Raw genomic sequence first — 14,233 nt, 5'->3', positions numbered from 1 at the left:
TTTTTTTATTCACTTGTGTAAGATGATTGATGTAACATAGTATTTACATTCATGTTATACACTAATGAAATAGATAATGAGAAGGAGTGAAACCCATTGAAACGTATATGTGTTTTTGCAGGCTCCAATCCGGGAAATCACCCCGATTACACACAGCAGGCTATTAAATTGGGTAAACAGATCGCCGATAGTGGGTACGCACTTGTCTATGGCGGTTCATGTATGGGATTAATGGGTGCGGTAGCCGATGCTGCTCTGGAACAGGGTGGAGAAGTGATTGGTGTCATGCCGACTGGCTTGTTCCGGGGAGAGGTCGTACATGCAGGTCTTACGCAGCTGGTTGAAGTGGGAACGATGCATGAACGCAAGGCAACGATGGCTGAACTGTCCGACGGATTTGTGGCTCTTCCTGGTGGTATGGGTACATTTGAAGAACTATTTGAGGTTCTTTGCTGGGCACAAATTGGCATTCATCGTAAACCCGTCGGCTTGTTAAATGTAAATGGATATTACGAGCCGTTGATGAAAATGGTTGAGCACAGCGTGCATGAAGGATTCTCCAATACCTCACATCTCAGTCTATGGAGTCTGGAATCTGATCCGGCTGAACTGTTGAACCGGATGTCCTCCTATATTCCGGCACAGTTGACCCAGAAGTGGTCTCAGCTTCAGGATAAGTAACTACCCGCTCCAGCGGAAAACTTTCCGATGTGCCCAAGCAAGTTCCCTCCCCAAACATAGTCTATAGTGTACTTTCTTAAAAGAGGGGAGTGTCACTCATGAGCGAAATCAAAGGCACAGGATATGGTTACGGATACGGCGGCTTTGGCGGTGGAGCATGGACATCAACAGGCGCGATTTTGGTGTTGTTCATTCTGCTCGTTATCATCTCTCGTACATTCATACTTTAATTCGGTCAGCCATTCCGGGACGGTGACATAGTTGCCGGAGCAATGCCCGGTGAAGAAATGGCCTTTCCAAAGAGACGTCGGTACGGTCGGCGTCTCAGGGGAACGGTTTTTTTCTGTCTGCAAAAAAAGGAACTCCGCCTCTAGGGAAAAGGGAGACAGAGCAGGGCAAGAGAGGTTAGACCGTTACCACAGTATCACCCGGCAAACTGAGTGTTCTCCAGGCAATGTATAGTCCAATTGCAGCCGCAATAAGAGCAAGGATGGCAGCGATAAAAGCCAACTTATCCAGTTGACTCTGTTCATTAATAACAGTTGATTGATTACTTGTTTTGTCGGGAACAGCCAGCCCCCGAACGGATGCCTTTTTCATGTGTTGGCGTGTTCCGGGTGGGGTTCTTGTTTTACTGCCGGGTTTGCTGGGTCTGCTTTTGGCAGAAATTCTGGGTAAGGGAGCTTTTTTGGAGGAAGTTGTGTGAGATACAGATCTCTTCTTCGTTAGGGGTTTCAATGGGCGACCTCCTTACAGCGGAGTGCAGTTGTCTATGACTGATACTATATTATGTTTGCTTTACAGATGGGTTCACAAAATGAGTGAATCCCCAGCCCTCCAAGATGTTGCCCTATACACGGACGGAGCATACAATTAAACGCTCTGTTAATACAGGTATGACAAACTGTGTTTATAGTGAGATTCATAGAGTTAATGTTGAACTCAGGAGGCGCTGGAATGAAAAGAATTGAAAATATTGCCCATAGGGGAGCATCCGCCGTATGTCCCGAGAATACGATGGTGGCATTTGAACGCAGTTTGCAGCTTGGAGCAACAGGCATCGAAACAGATGTCCAGCTGTCCAGTGATGGTAGACTTGTACTGATACATGATGAGACGTTAAGCCGCACTGCCGGAGCAGAAGGCTGGGTAAAGGATAAATTATATGAGGAGTTGCGTACTCTTGACGCAGGAACTTGGTTCCATGCCGATTTTGCTGGAGAACGTATTCCATCTTTGGATGAATTATTCGATCTGGTTCGGGGGAAAGACATTTTACTTAACCTTGAATTGAAAAATGGTATCATTAGTTATAAAGGAATGGAAGAAAAGGTCATACAAGCGATTCGGGATTGGGACATGGAACAACAGGTCATTCTGTCCAGCTTCAATCATGCTTCGTTAGTGAGGTGCAAACGTCTTGCCCCGGAAATTCGCACAGCAATTCTATATATGGAAAAGCTGTACCGCCCATATAATTATGCGGCCAAACTGGAAGCTTCTGCTCTGCATCCCTACAAGCTGGCTGTAACACGAGAAGAAGTTGCTGCTGCACTGGCTCAGGGAATTGCAACACATCCGTTCACGGTGAATGATCCTGCCGAGATGCAGGAACTGATCGACATGGGTGTAAAAGGAATCATTACGGATGTGCCTGATGTACTGGCAGCATTGACTGCGGTGCTTAGTCGTTAATTCATTTTAAAAACCAAGGTGCTGCATTGGAGTTCTTATACTCCAAGCAGCTTTTTTTAGTACAAAAATTCATTTATGCAATAAACATGTCCCATTTGTCCATTGCCAGCGACAGTTAGTTGACATACAATGGTCTATGGGAATGAGAATCAATATCAATATCAGTTATGTATTAATAGAGAGGTGAATGTTATGTACATAGGATCTGTCTACACCACTCATAACAAAGGTGGGGGCATATGAGTTCGAAAGTTTCACCGGCAAGTCAACCTACGGAATCACCAACAGCCAAAATACACACTCGTCCCTGGGCTGCCACATTGATCCTGACCGGGGGGATTCTGCTGCTCGCGCTGGGTATGGCGTTATCCATTTCGTTTGGGGCCGCAGATATTAAGCTGGGCGTGGTATGGGAAGCAATTTTTAACTTTAATCCTGAACTGACTCCGCATCAGATCATATGGGAGATTCGGTTACCGCGTATTCTTGGCGGAGCGATGGTGGGTGCCTGCTTCGCAGTAGCCGGTGCCATTATGCAGGGGATGACCCGTAACCCGCTGGCAGATTCCGGTTTGCTCGGACTGAATGCTGGCGCGGGATTTGCGCTTGCTGTCTGCTTTGCCTTTTTCCCAGGCATGCCATATATGTATATCATTCTGTACTCCTTCGTTGGTGCAGGACTTGGGGTTCTGTTGGTCTACGGTTTCGGTGCAGCTTCTAAATCCGGACTTACACCTCTCCGGCTCGTTCTGGCGGGGGCGGCAGTGTCTGCGATGTTATCAGCACTCAGTGAAGGGATTGCATTGTATTTCAAAATTGGACAAGACCTCGCTTTCTGGACAGCTGGCGGTGTAGCCGGGACGAAGTGGTCCCAGTTAGAGGTCATGTTCCCTTGGGTTTTGGCGGCGCTTATTGCAGGGATTATTATCTCCCGTTCCATTACGCTGCTTAGCTTGGGAGAAGACATCGCCGTTGGATTGGGTCAACGTACTGGCTTGATCAAGCTGGTTGGTCTGATTGTTGTCCTGATCCTCGCGGGTACAGCCGTATCCGTGGTGGGTGCTGTTGGTTTTGTAGGTCTTATCATTCCCCATCTCACACGTAAATTGGTTGGGGTCGATTATCGCTGGATTATTCCATGTTCCGCAGTGATGGGCAGTCTGCTGCTGGTATTCGCGGATCTGGCTGCACGTATGATTAACCCGCCATATGAGACGCCAATTGGCGCCTTGGTTGCCCTAATTGGGGTACCTTTCTTCCTCTATCTGGCGCGTAAAGAAAGGAGGACTCTGTAACGATGGAATCCTCAACTCTGGTTGGAGCAGAACGCAAAAAGAAAACAAAAAGCACCATTGTCATGATTGTGCTGGGTGCGTTGATTATTACCGCTTTTATTATCAGTATGAACACAGGGTTCACTCGGCTTTCTCCGCTTGAGGTTATGCGGACCCTGTTTGGCGGTGGGACGGCAAAGCAGGAACTGATCTTGTTTGAATTCCGTTTGCCGCGTATCGTCATTTCGGTTCTGGTTGGTGCGGGACTTGCGTTATCCGGTTGTATTCTGCAGGGGGTATCCCGAAATCCTTTGGCTGATCCAGGGATTCTTGGTATCAACGCTGGAGCCGGATTGGTTGTTATGTTGTTTGTTTCCTTCTTCCCGACAACAACGGCAGCTCCAGTATTTTTGCTGCCAATCCTGGCCCTGATCGGTGCAACTTTTGCTGCATTTCTGATTTATGTGCTCTCTTACAAAAAGGGAGAGGGTCTCATGCCTACTCGTATGCTGCTTACAGGGATTGGGGTAGCGGCAGGGATTAGCTCAGCCATGATCGTGTTAACACTTCGGCTCAGCCCGGAGAAGTATCAATTTGTGGCCACCTGGATGGCAGGTAGCATCTGGGGTTCCAACTGGAAATTCGTAACGGCGTTGCTACCATTTCTCATTGTCCTTGTGCCGCTTGTTCTGTACAAAGCCCGTGTGCTCAATGTACTGAACCTGGGTGATCAAACAGCGAGTGGTCTCGGCGCTCCGGTGGAACGGGAAAGACTGATCCTGCTGGCTGCTGCCGTGGGACTGGCTGGATCATGCGTATCCGTCAGTGGGGGCATTGGTTTTGTGGGTCTGATTGGTCCACATCTGGCACGTCGTCTCGTGGGGCCAAAACATCAGTTCCTTTTGCCTGCATCCGCATTGGTCGGCTCATTGCTTGTGCTTGTTGCAGATACGCTGGGACGCGTAATTTTGCAGCCTTCAGAGATTCCGGCAGGTATTCTGGTTGCCATCATTGGTGCCCCGTACTTCCTGTATCTCTTGAGCAAAACGAAATAGAAAGCAATCATGTAGTATGGTTTGCTATAAGGAGGACTTCAGTCCATGCTTCGCCGTTTCTTTGCCTATTACAGGCCTTATAAAAAGCTGTTCATTCTGGACTTTAGCTGCGCGATTTTCGTAGCTCTGCTGGAACTGGCCTTCCCGCTGGCAGTTAATAGAGTCGTGGATGACCTTTTGCCAGGGGGACGCTGGGACTGGATATTATGGGCATGTCTTGCGCTGCTCGCGATCTATCTATTAAACTCGTTCCTCAACTTTGTTGTTACATACTGGGGACATAAGCTTGGTATTAACATCGAGACCGATATGCGTAAGGCTCTTTTCAACCATGTACAGAAGCTATCATTCCGTTTCTTTGACAATACCAAAACCGGACACCTGGTCTCTCGTATGACCAATGACCTCATGGATATCGGCGAGATTGCCCATCATGGTCCGGAGGATGTATTTATCGCAGTGATGACGCTGATCGGTGCATTCAGCATCATGATGAGCATTAACGGAAATCTGGCCGTGTTAACATTTATTATCGTACCGCTCATTATTTATCTATCCTTGTATTTTGGAAGCAAGATGTCCAAGGCATTTAGCCGAATGTTCGGGGATATAGCAGATTTCAACGCACGTGTAGAAAACAATGTAAGTGGTATTCGCGTGGTTCAGGCTTTTGCTAATGAAGAGCATGAAAAAGCACAATTCGCTGTAAACAACAGCCGTTTCCGTCAGACCAAACTGATCGCGTACAAAATCATGGCCTGGAACTCTTCCATCAGTTACATGCTGATGAAGCTGGTATCCCTTTTTGTGCTGGTATGCGGTACATGGTTTGTCATTAAAGGCAGTATGAGCTACGGTCAATTTATTGCATTTATTATGCTGTCCAATGTGTTTCTTACACCCATTCAGAAGATCAACTCCGTTATTGAGACGTATCCAAAAGGAATTGCGGGTTTCAAACGTTATACGGAATTGCTCGATATGGAGCCGGACGTTGAAGATCGACCGGGTGCCACTACGGTATCTCATCTGCGTGGAGATATCCGTTATGAGCAAGTGACCTTTGGCTATTCGGACCAGGAGCCTGTTCTTAAAGGGATTGATCTGAATATTCACGCCGGCGAAACAGTGGCCCTTGTAGGACCATCTGGTGCAGGGAAAACAACGCTGTGCAGTCTGCTGCCTCGTTTCTATGATGTGCTGGAAGGTCGCATCACGATTGATGGTCAGGAGATTCAAGACATGACGCTGGATTCATTACGTAGTCAGATCGGAATTGTTCAGCAGGATGTGTTCCTGTTCGATGGAACAGTTCGTGAGAATATTGCGTATGGCAAGCTGGATGCAACAGAAGAAGAAATCTGGATGGCAGCTCGTCGTGCACAGATGGAAACACTGATCACTTCCATGCCGGAAGGTATGGATACGTTAATTGGTGAACGCGGTGTGAAACTGTCCGGTGGACAGAAACAGCGTTTGTCCATTGCGCGTATGTTCCTGAAGAATCCTCCGATTCTAATTTTGGACGAAGCTACATCTGCATTGGATACTGAGACAGAAGCGGCGATCCAGCAATCCCTTGCGGAATTGTCAGAAGGACGGACTACCCTGGTCATTGCCCACAGATTAGCTACGATCAAAAATGCGGATCGCATTATTGTTGTTGCCGAACAGGGAATCACGGAGCAGGGCAGACATGAGGAATTGCTTCAAGCGGGTGGAGTATACAGCCGTCTGCATTATGCACAGTTTGGTGCCTGAACGTAACTTAGAGTTTGTGAACGCAATATAAGAAAGATGTATATAAATTAAAAATTAACGCCTTCGTCTACTCATTATCCTGAGTAAGCGAAGGCGTTTTTTTCTACTTTCTAATATCACGTTACTGAGCTTGAGTTGAGGTGGTGGATTCACCAGATTTTGCTTCAGCGTTCGTAGTGGATGGCTCTGCTTTGCTGCCAAAGGCTGATAATAGCACACCAATTAGGGTAATCATCAGTATAAGGATACCTAGTTTGCGTGTTGCTTTCATCGTTATGGTTCCTCCCGCATATCATTACTTGTTGTATAATGATAATCATTATCAATTTCATTCGAATGTGATCAGGTTTATCGAAAGCGGGGTGGCAGTACAATGGACAAACAGGAGGAAATCCTTTGTACAAAAATAAGGGGAATTTGAAGGAGAGGAGACAAAAGCTATGTTGTACATTTTCATAACCTGGCTAATATTGATTTTAATGTTGATTATACTGGCTAAAGGCATCCAAAAGAATTCCAAGGATAGAGAGGGATCTGTTAAACGTTGGGGCGGATGGTTAATCGGACTTTTTATTTTAGGTAGCGTACCATTGGGGTATGCATTATATACGGAGTTACGAGGGGGATATATAGGAGCCAACATTGGATTGGGACTGGCTTTGTTTTTGACATGGGGATACTGTGCTCTCTTGTTATGCGTTGCATTAGTGATCTGGGGAAGGTATGGGTATAAGCAGTACAGAAAGAAGTGATTTTGTTGCCCTCATGTTTATGATAAACGTAAGTTTGCATGCAACTATAAGCATATATTGAACGTTGAAATTAGAAATAGGTTTAAATAAGGGGATTTACATATGTCCCATCTTCATCGAGTTCTGATATCGCTTTCGATCCTGATCGTATGCCTTCCTGGATGCTCGGGATATAACGATTGTAATTCAGTGCAAACTCAAGCGAATACACCAAGTGAAGATGGATTCACTGGTTATGTGGTTGAGCGCAAAGACGATTCCATTCTAGTGGTTGATCCTGTGTATAAAGACTTCGGTGCGAACAAAGGAGAAAGTCGGTATTATCCGGCAAAATGGTTCTCCAATGCGCCTAATCCGCAGATCGGCTCCTATGTTGAGATTTGGACGGATGGCAGCCCGGAAAATCAGCCCTATCCCGGGCAGGCCAGAGCGGAAACGATTGCTGTATCTTGCCCGGCCAATCCAGATGGTGCTCATATGAGTGAGGAGGATGCCATCCGGGCTGGATTGTACTCATCAGACGGAGAGCAAGTACGTATTCCTGTAATTGAGAATGTCGATTTCGATAAGGACATAGGAACATGGACCGTTCGTATGCGAGATGCAATGACCACGACGGATATTCAGGATCATATTGAAGTGAAAGTAGAAGACATTGAGCCAGTAGGGGAGCAGGAGTAAGGATGTAGGATTTCAATGTTGGATGAAAAGAGGAGATAGGTCTGAATGTTAGAGAATGGCTTCCCCGCGACAAGCATGATTTTGAAGCGGTGCGTAAGTTAAGTGAATTAGGTAATGAAGAGTTGAGAGATATCATTCCTGAGCTTATGGAGTGGTTGCAAGATGGGAATTGACCCATTGCCAGATCCGTAGAAGATTTACTTTTAAGATTTGGAGAAGAACTTATTCCTCATATTCAAAATGTATTTAAAACCAAAGATCCACAGTGGGAATATTTTATGCTTACTGGTTTAATCAGAAGATTGCCTTCGCGATATCTAATAGTTTTGAAGGTTGATTTGGAAAGAATTTTGAAAAATCCTACAGAGGATGAGATGCTTGAGGAATTGGATGAGGTTATAGTACCATTGCTGAAAAAAATACAATAACAAGCCAATAAGAAGCGTATTTTTCATTTTGTGATTCAGAATAGTTCATACGAAGCAGCAGTGCAAACAACCTTGAACGGCACAACCTTTCAGGGTTACCAAGAAATCAAGGAGCACCGTGAGTCCTGCAGATTGTAGTGTAGGAATGATTTGATGATGTGGAAGTTTATTGAAAAAAAGAAGGTGTGATTTTTATTTTGTATCAAGGAAAGTCAAGAAAATTCATCATTGTATTGTTATCTTTGTATACTTGTTTAACATTGTATTTCTTATTCCTGGGCTTCGATAGAAGCTCGGCCAGTCCTGATCAGGGCTGGCGATACAGCTTAACCCCTGAAAGAATTCCTTTACATTTTCCAATGGGGAGAGATTTTAAGATATGGTTTTTTGAAATGGGGAACTTTGTAGCATTCATCCCCTTCGGGATGGTCATTCCGCTCCTCTTTCGCTGTGGGTTTATTCGCTTTATCAGCATATTCATTCTCTGTATTACGCTGTTAGAGACATTGCAAATGTTTTCCCGTTTAGGTGCGTTTGATATAGACGATATCCTGATTAATACTTTAGGGGCGGCCGTGGGATATGGAGCACAACGGATAGTAAAGCATCATCGGAACACATTAAAAGGAATTATTCGAATCTTCCTGACAGCGATTATTTTTTCAATGGCTACGATCACTGTTGTTGGCGGCCTCAATCATTATTTAGATAAAGTTGACGGGAAAAGTGTTGCACTGAATGAACTTGTTTCGAGTGATGGGGCTGTAGTATGGGATGAAGAACTCTCCAGTTTTACAGTAGGAGAGGCAAATGTCGAGCCTCAAATCAATCTGTACAGTAGAAAAAACCAAAAAACGAATGAGTTTTCATATCTCTTAAATAAAAAGTGCAAAAATATGACAGGTTATTTCGCTATACCGGACGATGTTGTCCGCTCAGCAAGCCATGAGCCTATAACAGTAAGCTTTATCGCCGATGGCACAGAGATTTATTCTTTGGTTGTATCAGCGAACAGCGGAGAGAACCATCCTGACTCTTTTCAAACTCCGTTAAATGGAGTTAATGAACTGACTATAAAAGTAATGAACGATGGTTCAAATCCCATGACCAATATAGTGATGTGGGACATTACACTGACAGAGCCAAACACAGGGCAAAAGTTCATTAACAGCATTAAATCCACGTTCTAATATATCAATAATAAAGCCCTCGATCCTGCCACTAAAGCAGCAAGATCTGAGGGCTTAATCCATTTTCATACCATATCAACAACTAATACATCCACTACTAATGCTACCTTAATCCGCAATATTTCCCGCCATCTTCAGACGACGTGCAATTTCCTGGAAGTCTTCCTGTGAAATACCTGGTGCGAATTCTTCTTCCACCGCAGGAGCTTCTGGAATCGGGTACCCTTCAGGTACGCCTTGAATGACTTCCAACGGTTGTCCATCTTCAGGGTGTGTCCCTTTCCAGATCTGACTGATCGCAGTAAAGTCTTTATCACTATAGGTATACAGCTTGGTGTGTAGGCCTTTTTCTTCGTATTTCCACGCTTCGTTAAAGGATTTGTTGCTCAGGGATGGAATCGGCACCAATTTGGTTACATTCACTCCGGTTGCGATTTCAAGCGCTTTAGCATAAGCGACCACATGCACACCACCGCGTACCAGCAAATAGCCAACAACTGCCCGGGCTGCAGGATGATCGGTCATTTCATAAACTTTCATTTTATGGGTACGTGCTCCGCATTCAAGGAAAAAGTTATGCAGCAGATCTTCGACCAGATTCCCGCTGTTAAAGACATGAGCTCCTGTCCATGGATTTCCCATCGAGTCAAAAGGCATTGCTCCCTGTGCGCCAGCCAGGAAATGATAGGACAGACGCGCATCCTTTACTGAACCAAGCGGTGTATCATCAGGTTCTTTGTACTCGGTGGAACCTCTGAGGCATTTGTTAATGCCATGAGATACAAGCTCCACATGACCCAACTCTTCGGCGGTGATACTCATCACCAGATCGTAGAAGGGTTTCAATTTTTCTTTGGAGCGAAAATTAAAGGATTGATAGAGGTAGTTGTTCAACGTTGACATCTCTCCGAATTTACCACCCAGCAATTCTTGTATCGCTGCCGCTGCATTCGGGTCCGGTTTCTCGACATTGGGGATCTCAATTGCGATTTCATCCATACGTTTGAACATTCGGGTGTAACCTCCTCGAAATGATTGCTCAGAATAATGAAGTGATGCTGTCATGGCCTATTACACGTTTATCGAATACGCTAAACCCATAATTTTGCAAATGAGCCTTAAGGCATATGTAATAGAGTCTACATTTGTTATTTCCAATCCTATGTTATTTATGTACAATCAGGACGAATGAAGTTAAGTGTGATTGTCATTATCTGAATTAATGAAGGAGAAACTGAGAGTGCGCAAAAGTTGGATTATGGTGGGATGGGGTATCCTCCTGCTTGTCGTTTTTGGATGTAGCGATGTTACGGCAGCATATGCAAATTATCCGAGTGAGTTGGATCAACAAACACGAGATGCGCTTATAGAAAAGTACGGTTTGGAGAAGCCAGAAGATCCACCACCGCGAAATCTTTTATTGGAGGGTGACTGGGGGATAAGCTTCAAATCACCAATCGAACGGTATAAGATGGCGATCAGTACGATTCAATCGCTCCAGCAACCGATTACGTTTATCATTCGTCTACTGGTGTAAAATAAACTTCTACAGGGCAGGCTAACGTAAACATTGCCCCAAGGAGTGAATGAAATGAGAATGCTCATCGTAGCCCTGATGACGGTGGTACTAAGTTTAAGTGGACTAACAACCAGTTCAGCAACTGCGATTCCGGATTATGCGAAGTGGGGAATCATTGCAGTGAAGGAAACGCAGTCCAAGTACAACGTGGATATTTTGGATTACAAACACATCGGCCGCACCTCACTCTCAGCTGACCAATCCCGTGAACAGTTTAAGTTATGGGTACGTAACAAAGACGGTAAACAATTTGCTGTATTTGTAAATGTTGATTTTAACCCCTCGACCCAGCAGCTGAAAAAAGTACAATTTACGGAATCGGATCGACGTTGAACTGAACATGAACTGCACAGCAAGAAATATAAGAACCAGACTTCCCTGTAAAAGGGAGTGAGTCTGGTTTTTTTATTTCAAAAAAATCCTTTTTTTAGTTATTGAATAAAGAACTTATGTTCGCATATAATAATAAAACAAACACATGTTCTTATTGGAGGGATGAGTATGCTAGGGAAATATATTGGTCAGATGGTGGAGCTCGTCTACATGGATCGTGCAGGGCATATTACACAGCGGCAGATTCGAATCAACAGTGTACGGGAAGGGAAGATTAGAGCATCCGCAGGAAAAGAGGGGTCACCCCGAACATTTCTGGAACAAGGTATTCTGGCATGGCGTCCCCTACTCCATAAGGAAGGGAAGGAAGAAATATGCTGAATGATTTTGAACGCAAGATTTTGCGTATAATTGTGAATTATGCGGGCCAGCGCCGCCGAGTGCCACGAATGGATGAGCTGGAGAATAAGACGGGAAGAAGCAAGGCGTTCATTCATGAGTCACTACTGGAGCTTGAGCGCAGGCAGCATATTGTATGGGAGAACAAGTCTACGCTGGAAGGTATACTCATTCTGCAAGCATGGGAGCAGGCACCACAACCCATTCGCAAAAGCCAGCCTGCTGGCGATGCCGTGAAATATTTTACCGAATATTAAAACATAAAAAACGCCAACCCGGAATGCCGGATTGGCGCCTTGTTAATCAGCATACATCTATTAGAAGATAGGAAGTTGATCAAGGTTATTAGTTGGGTCGCCGTCTGCGTCACCGCGAATGTACATTTCGCCGTCTTTGCCTTTAAAGACGTTCACACCTGTAATTGCTCCCGCTTTTACTTCTGCCAGTGCCTGTTGATAATCCAGCACACGTCCGGATGAAGTTTGGAAGGCCGTCAGATCGCCGTCACCATTTTTTTGTACTGCTGTGAAGCTTTCGCGTGTCGTTTGATCCATGATGTCACACTCTCCTTATCTGACCAAATAGGAATCTGGTTACCTCTTTAGCCTGTCCGGATCAAAAAAAAGTATGCACAACATAGTTTCATATCGCACGCAGAGGTTACTTACAAGCTCTTTTGCATACGAACATGCAGAATGTCTGCATCATAAAAAGGCTCTTCCGAGATCACTTCATATCCGAGCTTCTCATAGAACTTCTGCGCCTGGCATTGAGCGTCCAAAACAGAGTAGGCTAATCCCAATTCACGTGCCCGTTCTTCCATGGCTAACAGCAGCACACGTCCGTAACCGAACGCACGATGAGATTTGAGTACAGCGATGCGCTGCATTTTGGCGGTATCCTTGGTGTAATAGATCAGACGTCCTGTGGCTACAGCCTGTCCATCGGTGCTCAACAATACATGATGCACATCAGGGCTGATGATATCATATTGATCAATTTCAATATCAGCAGGCACCTGCTGCTCGATCACAAAAACATTATTGCGAATATCCAATGCTTTCTGGAGTTGTTCTTCAGTCGTTACATAACTAATCTCAGCTGCCAATTCCATACCTTCTTTCTGCTCTACGCTATCAGACTGAATTATACAAAAAAATGCTTTTCCTGTATAGTTAAGACTGGAACATAATGGGGGAGGAGGGGCGAACCATGGGTATGGCAGGAGTGATGGCAATCACCCTTTTGATGTCAGCCGGAATGATTGCTTTGTTATATTATGTGACCAAGAAGGCGTATTCCAAAAAGTGGGACGAAGATGAGTGAAATGCGACTTAATGTTCCTCAGGGTAAGACTTCAACATTGCCTTGTGGGGAGTAAACGTCATGCACAACAGACTTGGAATACACATCCAGCCAAACGGGCAGGTCATCATTAACCTCATTGGGCACTTTTAACTGTTGGAATTGTACGGTATGTTCATCCCGTTCCAAACTACAACCGACAGAAACGTATATTAATGCAACAAGCGCAATCAGACAGGCTAAGTTTTTGGCTATGATAAATAAACGCAGTTTACGTTCTTTCATGTTCCTCATATGGAAGTCACCTCGTCATCAAAATGGTAATCATTCCTTTATTGTGCACCAATTCGAATAAAATATTACCAATATAACGATTGACAATGAACACGGTTACTTGGTATGATACTGTTACTTGATTGGAAAACAATTAGATATCATGATCTGTTAGCTCAGCTGGGAGAGCACTATCTTGACAGGGTAGGGGTCAGTGGTTCGAGCCCACTACAGATCATAACAAAAAGTCCTTGCGCAGCAAGGGCTTTTTTCTTTTGTCTATTTTTAGAACAAGGCATTGAAGTCTTGGGGGACAATTGGGGGACGAAAATTAAAAGAAATAAGCTATATCCTTCGCTGCGCTACGTTCACTAACTCTTCTGCAAATCAGCAAGATTCTGCTTACCCCAATCGCAGAGAATCTCCAGCACAGGCATCAGCGTTAATCCTTCACGAGACAAAGAGTATTCTACTTTTGGCGGTAATTGTGGGTATTCTGTACGGATAATCAATTGGTCGACCTCTAATTCTTTCAGCTGAGAGCTTAGCATTTTATGCGTAATGCCTCCCAAAGCTCTTTTCAATTCTCCATATCGCAATGTTTCTTTTTTCCATAACCAAAACAAGATATGCATTTTCCATTTTCCGCCGATCAACGACATGGCATGTGAAAATGGTTTAACGTTTACTTCTTCAGCAGTTTCCATATTCCACTCTCCTTTTAGATAGTATCTACCTTTTAAGTGCATACTATACTCTTTTTTCACCCTACTATACAATAACTCATGAAACAGAGACAAGGGCGAACAAGCCTAATAAAGGGAGAG

At 44.7% G+C, this 14,233-nt stretch carries 19 protein-coding genes, 1 tRNA gene and 1 pseudogene; 14 read left to right on the top strand and 7 right to left on the bottom strand.

Translation table 11 applies throughout. From position 1 onward, the window contains the following. The first annotated feature begins 96 nt into the window (after positions 1–96). Both G3352_RS07040 and G3352_RS31085 read left to right on the top strand, forming a co-directional pair. Positions 97–681 carry an LOG family protein gene (locus tag G3352_RS07040; RefSeq protein ID WP_163755258.1) on the top strand — a complete coding sequence of 195 codons (585 nt, stop codon included), beginning with the start codon at positions 97–99 and terminating at the stop codon, positions 679–681. Between the two features lie 98 nt (positions 682–779). Next, on the top strand, positions 780–911 hold the full coding sequence (locus G3352_RS31085; RefSeq protein WP_217506391.1) for a YjcZ family sporulation protein: 132 nt from the start codon (positions 780–782) through the stop codon (positions 909–911). Positions 912–1,086: 175 nt separating this feature from the next. On the opposite strand, the gene G3352_RS07035 is transcribed toward G3352_RS31085, so the two are convergent. Further along, positions 1,087–1,281 (bottom strand): hypothetical protein, encoded by a 195-nt coding sequence (locus G3352_RS07035; RefSeq protein WP_163755064.1) that lies wholly within the window; start codon positions 1,279–1,281, stop codon positions 1,087–1,089. 357 nt (positions 1,282–1,638) lie between these two features. Here G3352_RS07035 and G3352_RS07030 point away from each other — a divergent pair, with 357 nt between their 5' ends. The 4 genes from G3352_RS07030 (at position 1,639) to G3352_RS07015 (ending at position 6,466) form a co-directional block, all read left to right on the top strand. Continuing rightward, positions 1,639–2,376: a glycerophosphodiester phosphodiesterase gene (locus G3352_RS07030; protein ID WP_163755256.1), complete on the top strand. Its 738-nt coding sequence runs from the start codon at positions 1,639–1,641 to the stop codon at positions 2,374–2,376. A 239-nt stretch (positions 2,377–2,615) separates the two neighbouring features. Further along, positions 2,616–3,671 carry a FecCD family ABC transporter permease gene (locus G3352_RS07025; protein WP_063565538.1) on the top strand — a complete coding sequence of 352 codons (1,056 nt, stop codon included), beginning with the start codon at positions 2,616–2,618 and terminating at the stop codon, positions 3,669–3,671. Between the two features lie 2 nt (positions 3,672–3,673). Beyond that, the gene (locus G3352_RS07020; protein WP_163755254.1) at positions 3,674–4,705 is read left to right on the top strand and encodes a FecCD family ABC transporter permease; all 1,032 of its coding nucleotides are present in this window, start codon (positions 3,674–3,676) and stop codon (positions 4,703–4,705) included. A 45-nt stretch (positions 4,706–4,750) separates the two neighbouring features. Further along, complete coding sequence (locus tag G3352_RS07015) at positions 4,751–6,466, top strand: ABC transporter ATP-binding protein (protein ID WP_163755253.1); 1,716 nt, start codon at positions 4,751–4,753, stop codon at positions 6,464–6,466. 121 nt (positions 6,467–6,587) lie between these two features. Here G3352_RS07015 and G3352_RS07010 read toward each other — a convergent pair whose 3' ends face one another. Next, a complete protein-coding gene (locus G3352_RS07010; protein WP_163755251.1) occupies positions 6,588–6,737 on the bottom strand; it encodes a hypothetical protein in 150 nt (49 codons plus the stop codon). A 583-nt stretch (positions 6,738–7,320) separates the two neighbouring features. On the opposite strand from G3352_RS07010, the gene G3352_RS07005 reads away from it, so the two are divergent. The 3 genes and pseudogenes from G3352_RS07005 to G3352_RS06990 all read left to right on the top strand — a co-directional run bounded on the left by G3352_RS07005 (position 7,321) and on the right by G3352_RS06990 (position 9,517). After that, positions 7,321–7,899: a DUF3221 domain-containing protein gene (locus G3352_RS07005; RefSeq protein ID WP_163755249.1), complete on the top strand. Its 579-nt coding sequence runs from the start codon at positions 7,321–7,323 to the stop codon at positions 7,897–7,899. 35 nt (positions 7,900–7,934) lie between these two features. After that, positions 7,935–8,327, top strand: a pseudogene (locus G3352_RS31675) (DUF5071 domain-containing protein). A 185-nt stretch (positions 8,328–8,512) separates the two neighbouring features. Beyond that, positions 8,513–9,517: a VanZ family protein gene (locus G3352_RS06990; RefSeq protein WP_345940734.1), complete on the top strand. Its 1,005-nt coding sequence runs from the start codon at positions 8,513–8,515 to the stop codon at positions 9,515–9,517. Between the two features lie 108 nt (positions 9,518–9,625). Here the strand turns inward: G3352_RS06990 and G3352_RS06985 are convergent, their stop codons facing one another. Beyond that, the gene (locus G3352_RS06985; RefSeq protein ID WP_024631180.1) at positions 9,626–10,528 is read right to left on the bottom strand and encodes a manganese catalase family protein; all 903 of its coding nucleotides are present in this window, start codon (positions 10,526–10,528) and stop codon (positions 9,626–9,628) included. Positions 10,529–10,757: 229 nt separating this feature from the next. On the opposite strand from G3352_RS06985, the gene G3352_RS06980 reads away from it, so the two are divergent. The 4 genes from G3352_RS06980 to G3352_RS06965 all read left to right on the top strand — a co-directional run bounded on the left by G3352_RS06980 (position 10,758) and on the right by G3352_RS06965 (position 12,085). Further along, complete coding sequence (locus tag G3352_RS06980; RefSeq protein WP_163755247.1) at positions 10,758–11,054, top strand: hypothetical protein; 297 nt, start codon at positions 10,758–10,760, stop codon at positions 11,052–11,054. Between the two features lie 54 nt (positions 11,055–11,108). Next, on the top strand, positions 11,109–11,429 hold the full coding sequence (locus G3352_RS06975) for a DUF3889 domain-containing protein (protein ID WP_163755245.1): 321 nt from the start codon (positions 11,109–11,111) through the stop codon (positions 11,427–11,429). A gap of 168 nt (positions 11,430–11,597) precedes the next feature. Next, complete coding sequence (locus G3352_RS06970; protein ID WP_163755243.1) at positions 11,598–11,810, top strand: hypothetical protein; 213 nt, start codon at positions 11,598–11,600, stop codon at positions 11,808–11,810. Then, positions 11,804–12,085: a hypothetical protein gene (locus G3352_RS06965; protein ID WP_076288192.1), complete on the top strand. Its 282-nt coding sequence runs from the start codon at positions 11,804–11,806 to the stop codon at positions 12,083–12,085. The genes G3352_RS06970 and G3352_RS06965 overlap by 7 nt, the downstream gene beginning before the upstream one ends. Positions 12,086–12,145: 60 nt before the next feature. On the opposite strand, the gene G3352_RS06960 is transcribed toward G3352_RS06965, so the two are convergent. The 3 genes from G3352_RS06960 to G3352_RS06950 form a co-directional block, all read right to left on the bottom strand. Beyond that, entirely contained in the window at positions 12,146–12,382 is a 237-nt protein-coding gene (locus tag G3352_RS06960) for a DUF3892 domain-containing protein (RefSeq protein WP_163755242.1), read from the bottom strand. 110 nt (positions 12,383–12,492) lie between these two features. Further along, positions 12,493–12,936, bottom strand: a complete 444-nt coding sequence (locus G3352_RS06955) for a GNAT family N-acetyltransferase (protein ID WP_163755398.1) — start codon at positions 12,934–12,936, stop codon at positions 12,493–12,495. 236 nt (positions 12,937–13,172) lie between these two features. Further along, on the bottom strand, positions 13,173–13,427 hold the full coding sequence (locus G3352_RS06950; RefSeq protein WP_076288194.1) for a hypothetical protein: 255 nt from the start codon (positions 13,425–13,427) through the stop codon (positions 13,173–13,175). 144 nt (positions 13,428–13,571) lie between these two features. Here G3352_RS06950 and G3352_RS06945 point away from each other — a divergent pair. Next, positions 13,572–13,644 (top strand) — tRNA-Val (locus G3352_RS06945). A gap of 133 nt (positions 13,645–13,777) precedes the next feature. Here G3352_RS06945 and G3352_RS06940 read toward each other — a convergent pair. Next, entirely contained in the window at positions 13,778–14,113 is a 336-nt protein-coding gene (locus G3352_RS06940) for a winged helix-turn-helix transcriptional regulator (RefSeq protein WP_163755240.1), read from the bottom strand. Positions 14,114–14,233 lie beyond the last annotated feature (120 nt).

It is taken from the genome of Paenibacillus sp. ALJ109b (assembly GCF_010747435.1).
GTDB lineage: Bacteria > Bacillota > Bacilli > Paenibacillales > Paenibacillaceae > Paenibacillus > Paenibacillus taichungensis.
The sequence above is the reverse complement of the archived record's forward strand: the minus strand, read 5'-3'. Positions and strand labels throughout refer to the sequence as shown.